18 protein-coding genes and 1 pseudogene are annotated in these 20,615 nt (G+C 34.1%); all 19 read right to left on the minus strand.

What is annotated here, in order from left to right; genetic code table 11:
• Positions 1 to 34: 34 nt before the first annotated feature.
• Positions 35 to 928 (minus strand): PBECR4 domain-containing protein, encoded by an 894-nt coding sequence (locus AB5359_RS09535; RefSeq protein ID WP_144842140.1) that lies wholly within the window; start codon positions 926 to 928, stop codon positions 35 to 37.
• 402 nt (positions 929 to 1,330) lie between these two features.
• Positions 1,331 to 1,663 (minus strand): hypothetical protein, encoded by a 333-nt coding sequence (locus AB5359_RS09540; protein WP_006588301.1) that lies wholly within the window; start codon positions 1,661 to 1,663, stop codon positions 1,331 to 1,333.
• Positions 1,664 to 1,694: 31 nt separating this feature from the next.
• A complete protein-coding gene (mobP2, locus tag AB5359_RS09545) occupies positions 1,695 to 3,314 on the minus strand; it encodes a MobP2 family relaxase (RefSeq protein WP_144842141.1) in 1,620 nt (539 codons plus the stop codon).
• Positions 3,315 to 3,395: 81 nt separating this feature from the next.
• Entirely contained in the window at positions 3,396 to 3,683 is a 288-nt protein-coding gene (locus AB5359_RS09550) for a hypothetical protein (protein WP_006585494.1), read from the minus strand.
• Positions 3,676 to 4,059 carry a hypothetical protein gene (locus tag AB5359_RS09555; RefSeq protein WP_006588352.1) on the minus strand — a complete coding sequence of 128 codons (384 nt, stop codon included), beginning with the start codon at positions 4,057 to 4,059 and terminating at the stop codon, positions 3,676 to 3,678. The genes AB5359_RS09550 and AB5359_RS09555 overlap by 8 nt, the downstream gene beginning before the upstream one ends.
• On the minus strand, positions 4,037 to 4,480 hold the full coding sequence (locus AB5359_RS09560; protein WP_006588353.1) for a hypothetical protein: 444 nt from the start codon (positions 4,478 to 4,480) through the stop codon (positions 4,037 to 4,039). The genes AB5359_RS09555 and AB5359_RS09560 overlap by 23 nt, the downstream gene beginning before the upstream one ends.
• A gap of 146 nt (positions 4,481 to 4,626) precedes the next feature.
• Positions 4,627 to 4,821 (minus strand): hypothetical protein, encoded by a 195-nt coding sequence (locus AB5359_RS09565; RefSeq protein ID WP_006585491.1) that lies wholly within the window; start codon positions 4,819 to 4,821, stop codon positions 4,627 to 4,629.
• A gap of 249 nt (positions 4,822 to 5,070) precedes the next feature.
• On the minus strand, positions 5,071 to 5,949 hold the full coding sequence (locus tag AB5359_RS09570) for a hypothetical protein (RefSeq protein ID WP_006588354.1): 879 nt from the start codon (positions 5,947 to 5,949) through the stop codon (positions 5,071 to 5,073).
• A gap of 18 nt (positions 5,950 to 5,967) precedes the next feature.
• Positions 5,968 to 6,237, minus strand: coding sequence for a hypothetical protein (locus AB5359_RS09575; RefSeq protein WP_006588355.1), 270 nt, complete (start codon positions 6,235 to 6,237; stop codon positions 5,968 to 5,970).
• Positions 6,198 to 6,650, minus strand: coding sequence for a thioredoxin family protein (locus AB5359_RS09580; RefSeq protein WP_006588356.1), 453 nt, complete (start codon positions 6,648 to 6,650; stop codon positions 6,198 to 6,200). Before AB5359_RS09580 ends, AB5359_RS09575 begins: the two co-directional genes overlap by 40 nt.
• A 2-nt stretch (positions 6,651 to 6,652) precedes the next feature.
• Positions 6,653 to 7,297, minus strand: a complete 645-nt coding sequence (locus AB5359_RS09585; protein ID WP_006585487.1) for a hypothetical protein — start codon at positions 7,295 to 7,297, stop codon at positions 6,653 to 6,655.
• The gene (locus tag AB5359_RS09590; protein ID WP_006585486.1) at positions 7,297 to 7,917 is read right to left on the minus strand and encodes a hypothetical protein; all 621 of its coding nucleotides are present in this window, start codon (positions 7,915 to 7,917) and stop codon (positions 7,297 to 7,299) included. Before AB5359_RS09590 ends, AB5359_RS09585 begins: the two co-directional genes overlap by 1 nt.
• Entirely contained in the window at positions 7,917 to 9,221 is a 1,305-nt protein-coding gene (locus AB5359_RS09595; protein WP_006585485.1) for a phage tail tip lysozyme, read from the minus strand. Before AB5359_RS09595 ends, AB5359_RS09590 begins: the two co-directional genes overlap by 1 nt.
• The gene (locus AB5359_RS09600) at positions 9,221 to 11,248 is read right to left on the minus strand and encodes a VirB4 family type IV secretion system protein (protein WP_144842193.1); all 2,028 of its coding nucleotides are present in this window, start codon (positions 11,246 to 11,248) and stop codon (positions 9,221 to 9,223) included. Before AB5359_RS09600 ends, AB5359_RS09595 begins: the two co-directional genes overlap by 1 nt.
• A gap of 13 nt (positions 11,249 to 11,261) precedes the next feature.
• On the minus strand, positions 11,262 to 11,882 hold the full coding sequence (locus tag AB5359_RS09605; RefSeq protein WP_006588358.1) for a hypothetical protein: 621 nt from the start codon (positions 11,880 to 11,882) through the stop codon (positions 11,262 to 11,264).
• Entirely contained in the window at positions 11,863 to 12,186 is a 324-nt protein-coding gene (locus tag AB5359_RS09610) for a hypothetical protein (RefSeq protein ID WP_006585482.1), read from the minus strand. The genes AB5359_RS09605 and AB5359_RS09610 overlap by 20 nt, the downstream gene beginning before the upstream one ends.
• A 2-nt stretch (positions 12,187 to 12,188) precedes the next feature.
• Positions 12,189 to 15,314 carry a pLS20_p028 family conjugation system transmembrane protein gene (locus tag AB5359_RS09615; protein ID WP_195212528.1) on the minus strand — a complete coding sequence of 1,042 codons (3,126 nt, stop codon included), beginning with the start codon at positions 15,312 to 15,314 and terminating at the stop codon, positions 12,189 to 12,191.
• A gap of 47 nt (positions 15,315 to 15,361) precedes the next feature.
• Positions 15,362 to 17,614 (minus strand): annotated as a pseudogene (locus AB5359_RS09620) (VirD4-like conjugal transfer protein, CD1115 family); the annotation flags it as partial.
• A 501-nt stretch (positions 17,615 to 18,115) separates the two neighbouring features.
• The gene (locus AB5359_RS09625) at positions 18,116 to 20,575 is read right to left on the minus strand and encodes a hypothetical protein (protein ID WP_006588361.1); all 2,460 of its coding nucleotides are present in this window, start codon (positions 20,573 to 20,575) and stop codon (positions 18,116 to 18,118) included.
• Positions 20,576 to 20,615: the final 40 nt, after the last annotated feature.

Consider the following 20,615-nt stretch of genomic DNA (forward strand, 5'->3'; position numbering starts at 1 on the left):
TTTAGGTGGACTTCGTGTGTGATAAGTCATAGAGCTACTCTCTTTCTCGATCAAATCGTTTTCTAAGTGCCGCTTTCTTTGTAGCTTCTTTATGATTCGGTGCTGCTTTTTCGTGAGTAAGCTGTCGACCTAAATCGTCAGTATTTATGGTTTGTTTTTCTGCATAGGCTGAAATACTTTTATTTAGCACTGAAGCTAAGGACAGAGCATCTTGGGGTGTTTTAATATATTCGTGATTAAGATCTATAGCACTGGCGCTACGTCCTAAAACAACGTTTCTTTTTTTATTATTTTCATCTAAATATGTTACTTGATCATTGCTTTCTTGAAATATTCCTAAGATTGTATTTTGTGGGACTCTTTTTAATTGTTCTGAAAGGGTTCGAACATTTAAGTTCATTAATGACGCAGGTACAATACCATCATTTTTACTAGTTCTGAGTAATATCATTAAATTTTTATCGGAACTTTTAATGCCTTTATTTAGGTTCAATTTATGAATCTGTTCAATTTTTGAAAGATCGGATAATATTAAGCCATCTGTATGTAAGATTTCCTTCGCTGAAGATAATACTTGTAGCTTTAAAAAAGTAGTCCTATCATTTTTGATAAGTATTGCATTAGGAGTTTTGTTATCTAGAATATCTGTTAAAACTTGATTTGGCTTTCGTCTGTCAAATCTTAATCCTAGTAAATGAGCAAAATTTTCTTTTCCAAAGTTAACAGATAATAGTTTTAGTTGATTCTCCGATTTGAAAACATAGTCTATTGTCTTATTAGCTAAATTCTTATCATAAAATTTCGAAAATCTATTTATATTTTTTATGTATAAATCATTAATTATCTGTAACTCGTTATCTGTGGCAATATGATATCCATGTGGAATATATTTAACTGGTTTATTTAATGATTGTGAAAGATTTTGCATCTTTTTCTTCCTTATGATATAGTTAACTTAATAGAAGAAGCAATTTTTAAATTAAGGATCATAACTTGATCGGGTGGCTCACTGCCTAGCTTTAATAGCTAAAAAAAGCGTAGTGTATTGCTTTTCAAAGGCCCTTCTTAAGGGCTTTTCTTTTGTGCTTTTTTTGACACTAATAATTGATGTCCCTGTGTTATACTATTTATAAGATCACGGTGTAAATTAGTGGATTGTTAATGTTTTTAACGTTAACAGTCGGGTAAGCTCACTGCCTTGTCGATATGCTAGACTAAAGAAAGCCCGTAACCAATCAGTGAGACTCGTAAGAACGGTATGCACGGAAAGCGGTGTGTACTTCTAAAAAGAAAGGTTCTGTAAAAATTTACAGAACCTTTCTTTTTTTAGTTAGAAATTGGCTAAATATAATGCTTGTTCTAAACTTTCAGTTATAACTGTTTTATCTGACTTATTTTTACTTAAAATTTTTAATACTTTTGAATATTTTAGTAATTGTTTACCGTTGATATTGTAGGGCAAGAAAACATCGAATACCTTACCCTGAAAATCAGTTATAATGTGTATCGTTTCGTCATTATTTGAACAAGTGTAAATGGGTAATTCAATTTCATGTTCGGGTTCCGAAGAAGCAGGAGTATAAGTTATGGTGTCGATATCGATTGATTCTACATTTAATATCTTTTTTAATTGATTAATATAATTTGGAATTTTTTGATTCATAATAAAACCTTCTTTCAAAAATAAGCAGCCGTTATTCTTGTGAACGTTCGGCTGCTTTTTGTATCTTTTCATATTCAGTTAATGCTTTTCTCTTATCTAGACTTACATGTCCTTTTTCTAGAATCATTTCCTTTCTAGTCTGATGACTTATTTCTTTTTTCAATTTTTCAATTCTTTTTTTACTTAAAGTGAATAAATATAAATTTCTTTTTCTTGGAACATTCCGCCGAGCCGGAGCCACCCGGCCACCTGCCCCTGAAGAACTTTTTTGAGTTTTTGCTTTATTAAGTAAGGTTTGAAAATACATTTCAGGATTAACCCTTAATTTTAAAGGAGTTTTTTTGTGCATCTTATTAGCTTGTTTGTCTAAAGTAGCTAAAGATTTTAAAACTGCATTTCCATTTCGTCGGCGAATATCTTTAAGTTTATTAACTTTATAATTTTTATTTTCACGTTTTGAAATACCGTATAAAGCTTGTCGCGTATCTTGATAATCAGAAATATCTTTTTTATATGTACGATAATCTTGATCATCTTTTAGTAAGGTTTCAGTAATTATATCCAGGAGCGCTTTACCATTGGCATCATTTTTTTCAAGCCATTTGTAGTTCCAGTTTCTTCGATCAGCTGGTAGGTGCTCCATGAATTGATTAATCATTGCTTGAAAATCAGGATTTTCTTTTTGCTTTTCAAAATGCTGAAAAACATTGGCTCTAACTTGATCACGATTACGGGAGATTTCTTTCGTTAGATCACTGGTATTGATCAACGTATTTGTAAAAACAGATTTCATTTGATCGATTACTTTTTGAGGCCTACGTCCCTTGGGCTGTTTAACAAGATTTCCAAACTTATCTTCACGCTCAATAATTGGTCGCTGATTTATTGCTTCAACAGTTGCAAAATGGATATGAACATTATCAGTGTTACGATGAATTGACGCCATCCAATAAGGCTGATACAAAGGTGGATTCATTTTTGCTTGAAAAGTTTTCATCATTTCTTGACTTGCGTGTCGCATAGCTTGTTCATCTAGCATTCCAGTTTCTTTATTTAAAATTCCTTTTTTTACTAAGAAATCATTATCGAAAGAAATTACGTCTTGCCATAGCACGCTATGATTAGCTTGTGCTTTAGTTAATTGATCTCGAATGTGTTGAAAGTCTTTAAGATGAACTTGATCCATATCTGAAGTAAAAAAGCCAACTGCTAATTTATCTTTTGTCACTTTTAGGTCTGTTAATTTATTAGCTGCTTCATTAACTCGTTTTAGTTCTTGAGTTTCTTGGGGAGTTAATTCGCGTTTACCTTGGATTGTAGCTAATGCGCTTGATCTAGCCATGTAGCCCAAGTATTTTGAAAATTGGTCATCGTTTAATTCGCTCAATACTTTATTGTTTAAAAGTTTTTTTGCTTGTTTATTAACTAGCTCATCTTTTGATTGATCAAAAACTTTTCTAAACTTTCCATGTATATCAAGTTCACGAGCTTTGATAGTAACGCGATTAATCTCTTTTCTTTCTTGCTCGGTTAAATATTCCTTAGATTCGAGAGCTTCTTTACGAGCCATGTAGCCCAAGTATTTACCGAAAGATTTTCCGTTTGTTTCTGTTGAAAATTTTGAAGTTAAAATTATAGCTGGTCTTTTCATGTATCACTCCAAAAGCTTTATTTGCTTGAATAGTCATCAACATATGGATTATATTTTGGACGTTTTATTGCTTTTTCTTTTTCAGTTTCCACTAATTTTTTGATTTCTTTTTTTAGCTTGTTCATTTTTCTTTAGCTCCCTTCTTAAATTTACAAATTCAAATATTGGTGTTGCTAATATGATTATTCCTAAGTATTCAAATAATTTACCGGCTACTAACAATAACCAATACCAAGCATAAAAATTATATTGATTAAAAAATTCCGCATGAAGAAAATAAAAGCTACATGCAATTAATAAAAAAAGAATGGAAAGCCTAACGTGTTTAACAATCATTGCTTCCATTCTTTTTAAAATATATTTATTCATTAACTACTGCCTTGTGCCAATGTTTATTAATTTGACCTGCTGCAATTTCTTTTTTAACTTTTTGCTTAGCAGATTTAATACTGATGTATTGTGATCCAACTTGCACATTCGTAATGGGAAGACCATTGTCATCTTGAAAGCCACGCCCTTTAACCATTAACTCACCTGTAACTTCCATTAAAGTTTGTAAATTAAAATTAATATTCTTTAAGTCTTTCAATTCGGTTTGCAAATTTTTACAAGCCAAGTGATCGTGTACAAATAAAACTAGTACATCGTGTGCAGTTTTTATTGCGGGATTTTTTTCTCGAATTTCATTAATGAGTTTCCACTCTTCATCACTAAGTTGAGTTCTAAATTCCTTCTTCCGTGTCATAATTTTCATTCCTTTCTTTTAGTTCATTGTTTAAATTTTTTGCTTTTGTTTTATCTTCTTGAATTATTGCATCTAAAATTTTGGAGATAAGATTAATTTTTCTACGAACATTTTTATCTGTTTTAAGACTAAGATCTTCGGAAAGATTTAATGCTTCTTCTGTGTCACCGGTGATTAATAAGAAAAATAATTTATCTACTGCATCTTGATATGCTTCCATATTTTCAACCATTGCTTTTAATTGCACGGCTGTCTCACTATCAATTTTTTTATAAAGATCTTCTTCTGGAATTTTTTCAATTCTATCTCTTAAAAATTTTGATCGTGAAATTTTAGTTTTATTTTGATGATTATATTGTTCAATCATTTTATCGATTGAATATATAACTTTGGGGTCAATATTTCGAATTATTAAATCCATTTCTTATTCTCCTTTATTTTTGTCATTAAAATTATCGAGTTCTTTTCCTAACTTAACTGCTAAATTAATTGCACTATTTTTATTGTTTGCGATTAAAGCAAACAATAATTCTGTATTTAATTTTTGACTCGTAATTAAATACTTTTTTATTGCTTGAAGTTCTCTCCGTTGGATATGTTGTTTAGTTTATTTTTGATTTTTTGTTCGGAGTATTTTTTAATAAGATCTCTTAAAAATTTACTTCTTGAAATTTTTGTATGATTCTTTTTGTTAATTTGTTCTATTTCTTTATCAATAACGTAGATATCTTTTGGATCTACGTTTTTAATTTTTAAATCCATTTTCTATTGTCTCCTTTTATTAATTATATTGGTAGCTCCTACGTCGCTCTTGGAGTAAAGAGCATAAGGGAAATCTGATATCAACCTCGTGCCTCGGTTGCTACTTTGGCTGTGCCAAAGGGATTTCCAAAGGGTTAGAGATTATATCGTATTTTTCGATTATTTCCGCACAAACGGACGTTTTCCAACCTAAAAAAAATAGGCATTCCGCTTAAACGGACACCTATTTAGCTACGTTTCTATAAAATTTTAGAAGTTTATAGCGCCATTTTGGGTTGCCTTAATGTTTTCTTTTTGCTCTTTAATTGTCTTTTTAGCTTCCTTAATGATCTGAGTTTGATTATCAATATCTTGTTTGTAATCACTAATTTGACTTTCGATATCTTCTTTTTGTGAGGATGAAGCAATTGCTTTTTTACGATTCATCTTTCTAATTAATTCTTGATCTCGGTCAATTGTTGCCTGAGCATTTGCAATTTTCTTTTGCGATGATGAAATCTTTTTAGTGTAGGTCTTAATAAGCATTGCTAAATAGTTTTTAGCATATGCAGATTTTGCTTTAGGTTTTAAGTTTGTATCCAACTTGATTTTATTTTCGCGAGCGTACATTTTGATCAGAGTATTTTTCGTAAATCCATCAGTTTCAACTTTAGAATTAATTAATTCAGGAACAACATCGTAACGAATTACGTTAAAACCAGGTTGAATGTCTTTGGCCTCAATTACAAAGTAATGGTCATTAATTTTTTGAAAACGTGTTGAAACAAATCTTGCTTGGTTTCCCATAGTACCGTGTTGAATTTGAGCACGAGTTGCATATTTAATATTACTTAGTGCTTTTTCTGCTGAAAGATCATTTACATCTTCTTTATTTCCAACATAAAATTCTGAGACTAGATAACCAGTTTTAGGATTAAAAGTTGAACTCATTCGATAGAGCTTAGCATTGGTGGCAACATCTGTAGTATCATTTCTAGTTAAACTAACTTTACCTGCTCCCATGTAAAATGGACTAAGTAAAATCCCGATAAAAGCTACTAAAATGATTGTAGCTGCACTTAAAAATGCTTTTCGCTTTCGGAATTTTTCGTGACGCTTTAATTCTTTTTGTTTATTTGTTTTAGGCATTCTATTTTCATCTCCATTCTATTCGCCATAACCGTACTGACTTTCTAGACCTAATTTTTTATATTGGGACTTATTAAATTTGATTTCAGATTCTAAATCATGAATTTTAGAATCTTTTTTATGAATAACTTTTTCATATTTTGAAATTTGACTTTGATTTGGGGCTTGGACAAAAGTATAAACAACTTGACCGACATTAAGTAAAAGAAGGAAAACAACTAAATACTTTAGCCAAGAATTTTCTTTTTTTAAACTATAACTCTTGGACGCGTGTTTATATCTGGCCATTTCATTGCTCCTTTAAATAAATCATTTATTTTTCTTTTATCGATACCAGTGTATCTGTCAACTTCTTTTCCATGATGTAACACAATTAAAGTTGGTACATAATGCAAGTTATATTCACCGATGTAATGTTTATTTTTTACATTATTTAAATTAATTGGTTTTATATTTGTTCCACCAAAATCTTTTTCCACCATAACTCTGTCAAAAATTGCTTTACAGTCTGAACAATCATCTTTATAAAATAAAACAACCGCGTTTTCGTTTTTCTTTAGAGAAACTTGAACGCGGTTGTTTTCAATAGCTGTATTTCTTAAATGATATCCTTCAATACTAAGACCAAAAGCTAATAGAGTGAAGAAAAATATCATTGCAATTTTGGTGCTTGTCTTTAATTTGTTTTTATTCTTTTTCATTTCTAATCATTCTTTTCTGTATTTTCAGCAAATTTTCCCACAGATTTTAGACTAGTAAATTGTCCTGAATGAGTATTGTAAGTTAAATTAAATCCTTCAGTAGGTGAAGCAATTAATTTGTCATTCAAGTAAGTTCCGTAATGTACTTTTAAAAATACTGGAACATTACCATCAGAATCTTCTAGTCCATTGGTAATTGAACTTGAGTAATAGTCGCCAGCAATTTTTTGACCTTTAATTTGCTCTAGGTCATGTTTTGGAAATAGGGCTGGATCAACAGTTGCTTTTTTAGAAAGTAAAACGCTGACTTTGTTTTGTCGTTTTAAATAATCTTTAGAGCCAGAGTAATTAAACAAAGCTTTGGCTACTTTGATAGCTCTAGTGTTAATTGCACGATTAAGCATAACTTGTCTTACTGAGTCTGAAGTTGATTGATTACTAGAATTTTGTTTTTGGTCTAATAATATTGATTCATTATCACTTTGAATTGTGGAGAGCTGTCTCTTTTTTTGATTTAAGGCTACCTGCGCTTTGTTTAAGTCTGCATCATATTTTGCCTGCTTAGATTTAAAAGCAGTACCGGTTCCTATGCTTAATACTATTAATGATGTTGCTACTCCAATTTGAATTCTTTGCCAAGCTTCCATTATTGATTGCTCCCTTCATTCTTTAGAACATCTGATGTAGAAAAGGTTACTAACTTATAGCTATTAACTTTTTGAGTTGTGAGATCATAGTCAAAATTAAATGCAATGGATAATGGTTCAGAACCAGTTCCTTTTTTAACTTCATATTGTGTGTAAGCAAAAACTTTTGCATGATGAATGTCTTTAACGTTATTGAAGTAAACATGTACTTCATTGTTATTAAGATAAGAAGTTTCAGGATTGTAAACGACAAAAAAGTTGGCAAACTTTTTGCCCATCAAACTTTGAATTTTACTTTTCTGAGTTTTAAAATCATTTTCTGTCTTCAAGCCACCAAAAGTTGTTTGTAGTCCTTGAGATAATCTATCAGTTGCGGTCTTTTCTTGATCGGTCAAGTTGAAATTATTAGCAGCAAACAATGGGGAATTGTTTTGAGCTTGTTGACGTGCAACCTTAATTTGCTTAGCAGTATTTCTAGTTTCTTGACGTATTTCAGATATGTTTCCTTGCTTTGGAATATTAACTAAGGCAAAGATAACCGATAGTATAGACAAGACCCAGAGCGTTAAACGAAATGCCTTTTCATTATTGTTTTCTTTTTTCGTTTTATTAAATTCCATTACTTATCTCCTTCAATTAATTTTGACCAATCTATCCAAGTGCCATCATTACTAAAGGCATGAGCTTCAGCCGCCATAATTTCTTTCTTGCTGACACCAATGTGAACGTGGCTAACGTTGCTTAAGCTAGAATCTAATGTTCCAATTTTTTGACCGGCAGTTACTTTATCGCCTACTTTAACTGAAATTGCTTTATCCTTATCTCCTGGATCAAAAGCAAATTCTTGATACACTTCGTAATACCCATCGTCACTTTTTACACAAACAAACCAACCTAAGTCGCTTTGAGTTGACCCTTGGTGATCAATTTTATAAACCGTTCCATCATGAATGGCTAAAATATCTTGCTTATTGTAAGGAATTGTTCCGAAATCAAGACCATCATGGAATCCATTTTTTCGACCGCCACCAACGTTACCAAAGAGTTGAGCGCCAGAAATTTGCGGTTTACCTTTAATTGATTTAAACGGCCAAGCCCACTTTCCATCACTTACAACAACACAATTTGTTTCATCACTATCTGCTGAGTTAGAAGAGCTATTAGTATTTTTACCACCAGTACTACCTAATTTGCTCTCATCTGCTTTTACGCTACTTCCATTAAAAAGTTTGTAGGCAGTTTCCGCATTAGCAATTCTTTTTGTACCACTTCCATCTGGATCACTTGCGTAACCGCCCCCGGCTTCCATTTGACTGATATAAAATCGTTCGGCAGCTTCTTTGGGATCTGTAGTAGTACCAAATGTTTTTAAACTATTGTCTTTAAATTTCCCACTGGTCCACATTGCTTGATTTTTCATATCATTCTCTAGCATTTCGATTTGAACATCTAAGTCAGTCCAACTTTTGCCTTTCTTTTCTGCAAAGCTTTTTAAAGCAGTTGTTCTAGCAAAGGTCCATTGAATTAGTCCAGCACCATTATCGCTAGCGTTTACTGCGCCAGTATTAAACTTAGATTCTTGAGCAATATTACCTAAGGCCCCAGCAGCGGCAGCTCCTGAAACACCTAAATCTTTGGTTAAGCGATCAAAGATTGTCTTAGCTGTGTTATATTCTTTAGAGCCTTTTTGAGTCCATTCGCCAGTTGCTCCACTTACTTGACCCGCAATTGGATTCGATGTATCAGGAGCACAAGTTCCTTTAACACCAATAATTACACTATAAATAACTGCGATGAAAATAATAAAAGAGGCGATACATGCTGTAACGCCTCCTACGATTAATCCAATCGTGAGTGAATGTCGACACAACCTTCGTCGGATCATTCTCATGAATGGATCTTTATTTTTTTTATTGTTTATCATTATTGACCACCATCGAATAACTTCAGTTGTTCTGGGTCAGGATTATTAGTAACTTTATATCTTTGTCCGCTACCTAAAGTCCATATAGCGTTTCCTGTTGTTAATGACGGAATTTCGCTATAGTCACTTGGCATTAAGCTATCTCCTAGTAGCTTTTTGATTTTTGCAAGTTGCGAATTCTCCATTGCCATCATAACTTTGATTGCACATAAATCGAAAACAACTTTCAAGTCGGATTGTTCTACGCTGTTAACTTTATCTGGGACCATTTCTTCTGGTGATTGTGTTGCAAAAATAATTCCTGCATTGAATTTACGCATTTCTCTTTCAAAGTCTTTAATGTAAGTTACCGCATTCATATTTTTGTAATTGACAATGTTGTGGCATTCATCTAGTACAACATCAAAGTAACTAATTTCATCATTAGTAATCACGCCATTATCTAGTAAATAATTCTGACGTCGTCCGTTTTGTAGAGCCTGATTCCAAATCAATGATAATGTAGAAAATATTTGAGCTTGATAAACGCTCCCCTGGTTAGCAACAGTAGAAGTGTCAAATAGAACAACCTTTTCTCGCGATAAGTCCTTCATACTACTATGACCATCAAACATTTGACCGTAGTTATCGATCATTGCTTCAACACCAATTTTGATTTTTTCAAAAGTTCTACGACGTTGGGGACTAGCATGAATTGCGCTTAAATATTCTTCGCTATTGCATTTATCAACATATCTACTAAATTCCGAAAAGGTAGGATAATCTTGAGGATCTTTTCCCGTAAGTCGAACTTTTCCTGGATTTCGTTGCCAATCTTTAGGTAATAATCCGTAGTAAATATAGAAACTACGTAGAATGTTTTTAAAATCTTGGATTTCAATTTCTGCAAAATCTCGGTTAACCATTTTAAAAAGCACGCTAACTTTGTCTAAGTGCTGCATGAAGGAAGCTACTTCGTCTACTACCTTTCCTTCCTTATCAGTAACCGTAGCCATAACTTCTAGCGGATTAATCATACCTTCACTTCCGTCTAAATTAACGACAACCCCACCAAGTGCTCTTACTAAGCGAACATATTCACCACTCTTATCAATCCCGCGCCAGTACATGTTTCTTGCAAAACTACCTTCAGTTAACATTTTAAGCAGCGTTGATTTACCAGCTCCCATTTTTCCTAAAACCATCATATTGAAGGATCTACGAGTATTAGTTGATCTGAACTGGTCAAAAATAAATGCACCGCCAGCGCTTGTTGTGCCAAGAGGAATACCCCGAGGATCTTTTAAGCTTTGAAAGCTAAAAGGATTTCCAAAGCCTAAAGTTCTAGCTGGCATGATCTGTTCTGGTACAGCTGCAAAACTTCGCTCTTGTTTGGTAAGTTTTTGTGTCATAGATTTGTACTGGTCAGCTTGCGTAAAGTTATAGACAGTTGCTCTGAAATCATTACCTTTTAGGCTCTTAATGAGGTCTCTGATTTTTTCTTGCAAGCTTTCAATTGTTGGCGCATAAACGAAAATTCTAGAAACAATTTTCTTAGGAATTTCACCTTGACGAGAAATAGAAGATGATAAATCCATTAAATCCTGGTAATTGTCTTGAGCATCACTCATAGACGTTGCTTTACGACCATTAGTCGCTTGATCTCCTAATTCTTGTAAACTTCGATTAATTTCACTCTTTAATCGTTCACTGGAAGCAGTCTTAACGTCCATAATTGCCACTGTTGAGTCATTTAGCATTACTTGAGTAGCCCATAAAATATTAGGATCAGTAGGATATTGTAAAATGTTAACGCATGCCGAGTATCCATCACCAATTGCATGATCGTCATCAAAAGTAATGCCACCTTGTGGCTGAGTCTTTGCCAAAAATTCTACATCATAACCATCGCGTAAGAGTCGTTTGATTCCAGCATCATTGATAACTTGTGTTGGATCAATTTGTGGTTCTTTAATTTGAGTATTTACGGTACTTTCTCTGTGTAGTATCTTGTCTCCTAAATTTTGCAAACTTTCTAATACACTCATGCAATAGCCCTCCTTATTTACTGTTTAAATTATTTAACCGGTAAAGAACTTCTCCAGTTTCTTTTTTATTTATTTCTCTTAAATGTAAGTAGCCTTGATCTGCAAATTTGGCAGATTTAACTACTGATTTTAGTTCTTTTTTGTTATCTGCAAACACTTGAATGTAAAAGTTAATATCACTGTAACTATCTGCTTCTCTTTCAAGATTAATGACTTTACTTAAGTAATATCTTTGCAATTGCTTTCTTGTATCTGATTGAGCAGTATTGTCAGACATACTCTTCATGCGTAGTTTTCGCCAATATACTTGTTGCTGACTAGTATCAATACGAGTTGAAAGAATGACGATCTTGTAATCTGGTGTAAAAACGCGATTAAACATAGTAAATGCAGTCAAGTATTTGAGTCTAGTATCATCGTCTAAACTAAAAAGATCTGTAGGTTCTACTTTTAAGTAGCGCGATACAGATCCATCTTTTAAATATAAACGACCATTTTTGGTACAAGCTCTATACCCAAGAAAATCAAGCATAGATTTAATATCTTTTTGAGATAGCCCCGAAGGGCTTGCTCTTTTTGCTTTGAAGATTTTTTCAAATAAAGATTGCTTCTTTTTAATTATCTTTTTTCCCATTTTCTTCTCCTCTCACAAATAATGGATAATATTTATTTCTGTCTTGTTTAAGAACTAGAAGTAAGACCTTCCAATTTGGCACGCCGTAACATAAAGTTGTGGAAGCTACAGCTGCAATTCCCGTTAATGCTGAAAATCCTAGTAAAACAAATTGCATAATTGCTGGTAAGTTGCTTATTTTAGCTATATGTAAGCCAAGAGCAATAAAACCTAAGACGGTCAAAATATCAATTAATGGTACATAGACAACTGTTAAACGATATTTCGTCTTTTTAGGCATAACTAGTTTTTGATAACTATCCATTTCTACTTATCCTTTCTAGGTTTTGGAGCTATTGGTTTTGTTTCTTTGAAGTTGCTCTTAAAATCATTTCTTTTAGTTACATCTTCAATAGTATGGTTAATTTGATCTTTATTAATCTCAGTTGTTACATCTTGTCTGAACTTCTTTATATAGTGTTTTTTACTATGCAGAAAACTTTCAATTGTTGGTGCATTAGGATTAGTTGAAGAAATATTTGAAGCAGGTATGTATTCTGCTGAAGTTTCTTTAACAGTGGAAGTTATATTAGACGGAGTAGTAGAGATTTCAATACTTTGTCCTGGTCCTTCTTGAGTAACGTGTACTTGTTGCTTTTGATCAGGAACAAGCTGCTCATAATTGCTTGTTGTGTTTTCAGCTACAGAAGGTTGAGTTGTTGTAACAGAATTGATTGGTTTTTCAGAGGATTTCAAAACTTGATTAGTACCACCTTGCTCTTTAATATTTGTCTTTGTATCTGATCCTTGAATAGTTTGAGTTGAGCTATTTTGAGGTTCATGAGTAAGGTTTTCAGAAATCTTGTCTGGACTAGATGGAGTGTTAGGATCTATTTGTACATGTTTACCTTCTTCTTTAATAGTCTTAAGTTGTTCAGTTCCACCTTGTGTGATAACGTCCTTCTTACTATCTTTTCCTGGAATAACTTTATGGCCATTTTCAGTTGCACGCATTGCATCAGTAATAGTAGGCTTTGTACCATTATCTGGTTGAGTAGTTGGATCAATCTTTTGAGCCTTGCCTTCCTCTTTAACGGTCTTAAGTTGTTCAGTTCCACCTTGTGTAACAACATCTTTCTTAGTATCTCTACCAGGTATAATTTCCTGACTGACTTTAGGTAAATCATTTGAGCTAATAGGATTGCTCTTCTTACTTTCAGCTGGTTTGGAATTAGGATCAATCTTTTGAATCTTGCCTTCTTCTTTAGCAGTCTTAAGTTGTTCAGTTCCGCCTTGTGCAACAACATCTTTCTTAGTATCTCCACCAGGTATAATTTCCTGATTGACTTTAGGTAAATCATTGTGCTCGCTAATGTTTTCGTTTGATTCAGTAGACTTATTTTGGGTAGTTGCTTCTGGTTTAGCTTTATCAAAAGGCTTTTCAACTTGTTGATTTGCAGGATTAATCTTATTTGCATCATTGTCATTAATGTCATCAACATTAGCAGCCTTCTTAAGATTACTTGTTGCAATGGTAAGTCGCTGTGCAGCATCCTTTTGCTGTTCCCCACTAGCATTTGGATCGTTCATAATATGCTTACCACTTCTGAGTGCATCATTGAGTTCTCTTCTAGCATCAATAGTTTTACCTTTGGTGTCGCTGTCTGGCATTGACAAATGTTTTAGCTGTTCAGCATTATCAATTGCTGAGCGTAGACCACTCTTTTTAAGAGCTTCTGCATGTTCATTGGCAAATTGAGTATATGGTTTTCCTGTACTTGCCTGGCGGAGTGAATTATATTCGTTGTCAGTTAATCCATTATTGCTTGCCATTTTATCAGCCATTTCGCTAACAGTAGTTGGTACCAATCCACTTCGAGAAGCTTTATTCCACTGATGACGACTTCCGCCACTAGCCATAAAGCCTTTTTTGAGTTGAGAGTTAGCATGAGCAGCATTTGCGCCGTTACGTAAGCTTTGCCCCCAGGTTTTACCATTCTCACGAGCCTTATGTGCTGCATCTAAACCCGTTAAAGCACTCTCTGTCGTATCGAATCCTTTACGAGCAAGATGACCAGTTCCGCGAGCCAAGCCTGCGCCCTTCTTAACAAGGCCAGCAGTTTGGTTGGCAACAATCGCACCCATTGCCCAACCTTTTTGTGCACCTGTATCGACACCAAAGAATTTAGCTGTCTTTTGTGATCCAGTCCAAAGCATAGCTGTAGCAGCTATCATTGCTACACAATATAGGAGAGGACCCATATCAGCATTGGTCAAAAAGTTGACTACAATTCTGTAGAAGGCTAATTCAAATCCTTGTAAGGCAATAGTTAAAGCTGCAGTAAACATATCATTAATAGCTGCTTTTGTTTTAGCTCCTGAGTCTAAGTCTGTTGAGAAAATTAATAGAGCGAGAACTTGCATAATAGCTAAATCTAAGAAAGATTTAACTACTACATAAGTGATAAATGCAAAAGCTAATGACAAAGCAAATAATGAAACTACAACTGGTAAAAAGGCTACAGTATAACGCTGATACCCACCAGAATAAGAATTGGAGAATGGAACGCTTGACTTGCTGATTTTAACTGCAGCTGGTTTATCTCCACCATCAATCAATTGATATTTAAGATATTTTGGTTTAAATTTTAAAGATTTCCAGTGATGATCTTTTTGTAATTTCTCAGCAGTTTTTTCCATTGAATCAACTGTATCTGGAGTGATTGCACTTGCTAAGTTAGTAGCAGATAATAGATCAAACGATTTTTTACCGTTTTTGTTATCCCAACCGTTGTGACCATAGTCTTCATCGCTTTGAGTTTTAATCTTACCGGATCCTTTCGTTTTAAAATCCGGCCAATTGTTATAAACCAGGTAGGCGATATCGTTGGTATTTCCTTTGATAATATCAAATGGAATGCTAGATGTATTACCATCAGTGACTTCGGCTTTATAGATGTTACTTGATTGATCTACTACCCAATTAGTTAAAGGTTGCAGATTAAACATCAAAAACGTTGCAATAATAGCTTGCAAGATGATGTTTTGTACAGGAGTTTTCTCCTTGCCTAACATCATTTTTATTCCGATCCAAACTAAGACCGCAATCATTACTGCTGCGGCAGCTCCTAAAATATACCCTTGAATCCAGTCCTTAAGTCCCGCATCACTTAATAGTTTGCTAAAATCCAAACTATGAGTAGCAAGATCTTCTGCACCATTAGCTAGATTATAGAAAGCTTTTATAATTCCCCACTTAATCCAATTAAAAACTTGTCCTACTGCATCTTGAAAGTGAAGATACGGCCGGATGTTGTCTAAACTGTTTGCGGCATTGGTTAGATCTTCTTTAGAATCACCGCCACCACCAAACATATCAGAAATAGCTTTTCCTAGATCAATCCACCCTGTAAAAATATAGGATTGCGCTAGTATTAGCAATTTTGTTCCCATATATTTTTCCTTTCTGTACAAAAAAGGACAAGCTTTTAATGCTTGTCCTACTCGCTATTTACTTTTTGCCATAATTCCATAAATTCATTTAGTAAATCAGGTTTGTTTACTAAAAATTGCATATAGTCACTTCGTCCACCATGATGATCAATAATTAATCTGAATCTTTCAGCATCTTCTCCTAATTCGTCTTTATGCTCTTGCCAAAATTCACGTAGTGCTTCTGTTTGATTCATTTGTCTTTGAGCAGCCATTTCTGCAAAAATTGCATCGGTTTCAGCACCATTTGGTAAGTCATCAACTTCATTTTCATGTTTAGCTTTGGCTCCACTAGCCGTGTCATCGCTTCCCATACTATCTTGCTTATTTGCATCTGCTTGTTGATGTGCATCATATGCACTTAAGGCATCCTTTGACCAGGTAATCCAGTCTCGCCAATCAACCGCCAAACTAGCTAAATCGAGCTGTGCATGTGGCGCATCAATTTGTAATAAATCTGGACTTGTTCCAGGATTAAATTCATCAGTTAAGAATGTATAAGCAAGTGGCATCTTAGTTTTACCCGTATTAAAGATTGGATACGGTCGAACAGATCGACCTTTCAAATCGGTTCGATAAAGTGGCCGTAATACTACGCTCTCTCCAATCATGAAATCTTTAATTCTTTCCGGCAAAAGTAGAGGAACGGAATCAGCGGACACATTAATGGATTGAGCCATATTCATCACAGACTTATTAACGTTATTGCCTTCAACAGTCTTATTTCCAATTAAAGTACAAAATTCCTTGTTAGTATCCATATCGGTAGATTTAATCAAAATCTGATTTTGACCGTTTTCTTTAATTGTATTTCCCTTATCTTTCCCATATTTTGCGTAAATTTGTTTATACGATTGAATAATGAGTGTAAATAACATATTACGTCCGGCTGAAACTGTCATCAATTGGTCCATATCCTTGATTGGTAACATATTACCAAACTCATCAAAGATAAAATGGACTCTTCTAATAGTTTTACCGCCAGCAACGTATGAACATTGCTTTGCCAGTTCTGAGTACAGCTGTGAAATGAAAATTGAAGCAAGAGCATTGTTAGAACTGTCGTAGTCAGGAATTTTCATAAATACGGCAGTTGGACGATCGGAATAATGCATGCGAAGATTGCCAATAGGCATTTTAGATTGCAATGGCTGCAATTCTGTCTTCTCTGTTCTTGCATCAATTTTGATCTTATATGAACTAAATTGCTGACGATGTTTAACGATCATATAGCAACCATCAGTCAACTTATCATCAAAGTTGTATTGTACAAAGCCTCCAAATGCAACCTTAACCGTATACTTATTGATGAGCTCTTTCTTCTTATTAAGAAAGAGAATCTGGATTCTCTTATTGGCAAGCTTCTTGTCAACTTCAAAGTCAAGGTATTTTGGAAAACCAATTGATTTAAGCTCTAGAGAATTCATTGAAGTCATTCGGGCCATTTTAGGCATTGAGAAAACGCTCAACTTTTGAACGATTGTTGAATAAATTGACCCTTTAGCTTTATCTCCTGAAAAACTTGTAGATCCAAATTCTCGCTTTGCAATAGATCCTTGCTTTAAGTGCTTAAAGTACTCATCAAGGACGTTAGATTTATCATATGGATCGTCAGGATCAGTTGCGTAATCAACCGTTCCTAGTTCGTTAACCATATCAATAACATTGTTAAGCGTAATTTTTTCCGTCATATTATGCTTAATACAATATTCAATTAAAGCAATAATCATACCGTTAACGGCTTTTTGTGCACCTTCGTAAACCCAGCTATTAGCTCCGGCATTTTCTTCATGATATAAGGTATAAGTCAGAGAGTTAACTAGTTGCATAGCACCTTCAATATCGCCACGTTTCCAGGATTGAATAATGAGCTGCAACGGATTATAAGCCATCGATTGAGATCCATCTGCTAAATTAAGCAGGTAAACATTGTAGCCTCTTCTACGTAGTGTTTCAGAAGAGGCTGCGTATAGTTCTCCTTTAGGATCGTTGACAACAATCGATGACTGTTTGCTTGCTCGGGAAAGATTATCGATCATTGGAATAACGATTGCTTGGGTTTTAGCAGACCTTGATGTTCCAACAATAATATTGTGACTGGTACTTCGATCAATAAAATAGAACCCTTTTTTCCTTATAAAAGGAAATTTTTTAGCTCTTACCCACTTATTTACGTGAGAGATGGGTATACCGCCGTATCCTTCAAATGATGGTTTATAGGTGTAAGATGTATAATTTCTACTTATTGCAGCAGGCATCATTCATCACCCCTCTCATCATGATCAGGAATAATTGGATATTGCTTTTCAAGTTCTTTTTCAGTGGTAAAACGCTCATCACCTTTTTGACCGTATGCAACATCTTTTGTCGCAAATTTTAGACGTTTTGATAATCCGAAACCGCCGAAAAAGCTAATGGCCAAAATTGCTATCAGCCATTTGAACGGCAAAGGATATTTAGCGATATTTATAGCTTGGGCAAATATTTTTTCATCATCAATCTTTTGAGTAAAGAAGTTAAAGCCAGGTCTACTTATTGTTTGAAATGTGAGTCGACCAGCATTAACAAATATTACCAAAACTATGAAAAGTGCCACACTTGAAATAACTGCTACAAATAACCGAATATCCTTTTGGTGTTCTTCCCGATTATCAGGAAGATTGGCACCATCTATTGTTTCTTTTCTTAAACTTAAAAATACTTGTTTAAAAAAAGAACCTGTTCTTTTAATAAGACTGGTCCTTTTTACCTTTTTTACTTTTCTAACTTTCATTCTTAGCTAACCACCCGTTCTGCCAATCATGTACTGCGTAAAAAGCCAAAATAACTGAGTCTCTTGCAGAATCAGAAACACTTTTTCTTTCGTCAGCATTCATTTTGAGCCAAGAGTCGCGAATATCTTTTTGATTATTTTGAGCGATTGCTAAATATAATTTGCTAAGAGTAGTAGGATCATTTCGATTGATCACTTCAAGAGAGCGAACATCTTTTTGCCCCACTAGTCCATTTAGATAATCAACTTTTTCACTCCAATTATTTAAAGAGTTATATTTCTGTTCAGGTGTTTCAGGTTTTGGAGTTGAGGGCTGTTCTAGCTTCTTCTTTGAAGAAGTATCTTGCTTTTTAGGTGAACTAGTCTTTTTATTGCTCTTCTCAGCACTTGAATTTTTAACTAAAACGACTGAAGGCTTAGTTGACGAAACTGAGTGATTATTTCGATTATATCCAAACAAAAGTACTGAACTTAAAGTAGCCACAGCCAAGAATGAAATGATACCTATTTGCCAATGCTTTTTAGAATTCTTAGTTGTGGCTAGTTCTTTTTTTGCGTCTTCAATTTCCTTATCTTTAGCGGTAATTTGTACTTCAGTCAGCTTTTTTTCTAAAGCGTCATATTGATCCTTCAATTTCTGAAATTCAGTGTTATCGACTGGAGGAGTCGAATTGTTTGGAATCTGTGGCGCTCCTGCAGGCTGAGCATAATAATAATTACCTGGAACTTGATAGAACGGCATTAATTGAGAATTAGGTGATTGTTGTTGTGTCTTATTAATTGCAGCTGCAATTGCATCTGGTAATCCTTCAATTTGTTTCTTAGTTAATGCAAGTTCTTGATCTTTTTGATCTAACTCGCGAGCCTTCAATTCATTTTCTTTTTGCTTTTGAGCAAGTTTCGCTTGGGCAAATTGATATTTTTCACGTTTTTGATTAATTTCATCCCGTTTTTCTTGAATAGAACTAATGGCTCCATCAAGACCTACACGGAAGTTTTCTTCTGATTTAGTAAACTCATTCTTCAAGCCTTGGTTGAAACGGTTTGAAAGTTCAACGCGTGTATCAGATAAGTTTCTGTTAATTTCATTAACTACCTTGTCATGTTCCCGTTGTTTCAAATCATTTTTGCTATCAGCTAGTCGAGTATCGATTTTTTCATTTAAAGTATCTAGTTCTTTTTGTTGGTTAATCTTAAATGAACGCATGCTTTCCTGATGCTCATTTTGCAATTGAACTTTAAATTGATCTAGCTTATCTACATCTTGAGCTGTAAGGCGGGCTTCTTCATTATTGCACGCTTGCTCCATATTAGATTGATTCTTTTGCTTGTTATTCTGAGCATCTTGTTCTAATTGATTAATCTCATCTTTAAGCCGAACTGCTACGATATTTTCAACCGTGTTCTTAGTTAGCTCATTATACTTGGTAGTTAAAGCATCAATTAAACTATTTTCTAAATTTGATTTAGTAATATCAAATTCGCTTTGAAGAGAGGATAAACCTGTATCTTTCAATACTTCATCAATTGTTCTATTCAGTTCTTCATCAAACTTATCAGTAGGATTGTTCTTATAACCAAGTTGTGCTTTAATGACACTCAAATCAAATGATTCTGCATTATATTTATCCGGAATTTTACTTAAGATATCCTCTGGATTTTCAAATTTACTACTTGGCGTAACTACTAATTCAGTTGGTACTGGTGCCGGCTGAGCCGGCGCAGCACGTTCTTGATTCTGTGCTGCAAATTCACTGGTTGGATCTGGAAGATCAAGATCATCAGTTGGCTGAATATCATTGTTTTCATTGGAAACAGACTCCGGCTCTGGAAGGCTATCCTCTAATGGTAAGCTTTCGTTATCTTCAAACGACTGACTTTCTTCATTAGAATTATTAGCTTTAGGTTGAGTCTGTTTAGGAGTATCTACCATAGAAAACTGTTTAACAATGTTACCATCTACACCTTCTACACCTTTAATGTCACCAACTACACCACTTGCTCGTTGTGATTGGAATACAGGTTGATTGTCTGTATTTTCTTCTACAGCAGTTTTATCTGTTTCCTCTGGTTCAAGTTCATCTGCATAATTAGTTTTAGCAGCACCTAATTCAGACTGAATCTGATCTTGTAAATCTTCTAAATCCTCATTTTCTTCATCACTAAGTTCTTCATCTGCATAATCGCGACTAATTAAGCTAACAATTCCAAATTGAGCATCTCCGGCTTCAATTTGAGTATCAAAAGTATACTCGTCTGCTACATCTCCACCGTCATCTTTGATAACAGTAAACGCAAATTCTTTCGTTTCGTGTGCCGATAAAGTCTTAGCATACTCCTTAACCCTATCATTTGCTTCTTTTAGTGGAAGTGGCTTTTGCTTAAAGATACCAGTCTTGAATAACTTTTTGCCATCTTTAGGATAAGAAGTAAAAGTAACTTCTATCATTGAATAACTCCTTACTTTTTATTACGTTTAACCAGAATAT

The organism is Lactobacillus sp. RTP31084st1_F9_RTP31084_210423 (genome assembly GCF_040919545.1).
Classification (GTDB): domain Bacteria; phylum Bacillota; class Bacilli; order Lactobacillales; family Lactobacillaceae; genus Lactobacillus; species Lactobacillus paragasseri.

Excerpts from the sequence above, each read along its gene's own strand:
- AB5359_RS09560 (WP_006588353.1), bottom strand. The coding sequence starts at position 4,480 with ATGGATTTAATAATTCGAAATATTGACCCCAAAGTTATATATTCAATC.
- AB5359_RS09565 (WP_006585491.1), bottom strand. The coding sequence starts at position 4,821 with ATGGATTTAAAAATTAAAAACGTAGATCCAAAAGATATCTACGTTATT.
- AB5359_RS09600 (WP_144842193.1), bottom strand. The coding sequence starts at position 11,248 with ATGAGTGTATTAGAAAGTTTGCAAAATTTAGGAGACAAGATACTACAC.
- AB5359_RS09595 (WP_006585485.1), bottom strand. The coding sequence starts at position 9,221 with ATGATAAACAATAAAAAAAATAAAGATCCATTCATGAGAATGATCCGA.
- AB5359_RS09575 (WP_006588355.1), bottom strand. The coding sequence starts at position 6,237 with ATGGCCAGATATAAACACGCGTCCAAGAGTTATAGTTTAAAAAAAGAA.
- AB5359_RS09540 (WP_006588301.1), bottom strand. The coding sequence starts at position 1,663 with ATGAATCAAAAAATTCCAAATTATATTAATCAATTAAAAAAGATATTA.
- AB5359_RS09535 (WP_144842140.1), bottom strand. The coding sequence starts at position 928 with ATGCAAAATCTTTCACAATCATTAAATAAACCAGTTAAATATATTCCA.
- AB5359_RS09625 (WP_006588361.1), bottom strand. The coding sequence starts at position 20,575 with ATGATAGAAGTTACTTTTACTTCTTATCCTAAAGATGGCAAAAAGTTA.
- AB5359_RS09550 (WP_006585494.1), bottom strand. The coding sequence starts at position 3,683 with ATGAATAAATATATTTTAAAAAGAATGGAAGCAATGATTGTTAAACAC.
- mobP2 (WP_144842141.1), bottom strand. The coding sequence starts at position 3,314 with ATGAAAAGACCAGCTATAATTTTAACTTCAAAATTTTCAACAGAAACA.
- AB5359_RS09570 (WP_006588354.1), bottom strand. The coding sequence starts at position 5,949 with ATGCCTAAAACAAATAAACAAAAAGAATTAAAGCGTCACGAAAAATTC.
- AB5359_RS09605 (WP_006588358.1), bottom strand. The coding sequence starts at position 11,882 with ATGGGAAAAAAGATAATTAAAAAGAAGCAATCTTTATTTGAAAAAATC.
- AB5359_RS09585 (WP_006585487.1), bottom strand. The coding sequence starts at position 7,297 with ATGGAAGCTTGGCAAAGAATTCAAATTGGAGTAGCAACATCATTAATA.
- AB5359_RS09580 (WP_006588356.1), bottom strand. The coding sequence starts at position 6,650 with ATGAAAAAGAATAAAAACAAATTAAAGACAAGCACCAAAATTGCAATG.
- AB5359_RS09610 (WP_006585482.1), bottom strand. The coding sequence starts at position 12,186 with ATGGATAGTTATCAAAAACTAGTTATGCCTAAAAAGACGAAATATCGT.
- AB5359_RS09590 (WP_006585486.1), bottom strand. The coding sequence starts at position 7,917 with ATGGAATTTAATAAAACGAAAAAAGAAAACAATAATGAAAAGGCATTT.
- AB5359_RS09555 (WP_006588352.1), bottom strand. The coding sequence starts at position 4,059 with ATGACACGGAAGAAGGAATTTAGAACTCAACTTAGTGATGAAGAGTGG.
- AB5359_RS09615 (WP_195212528.1), bottom strand. The coding sequence starts at position 15,314 with ATGGGAACAAAATTGCTAATACTAGCGCAATCCTATATTTTTACAGGG.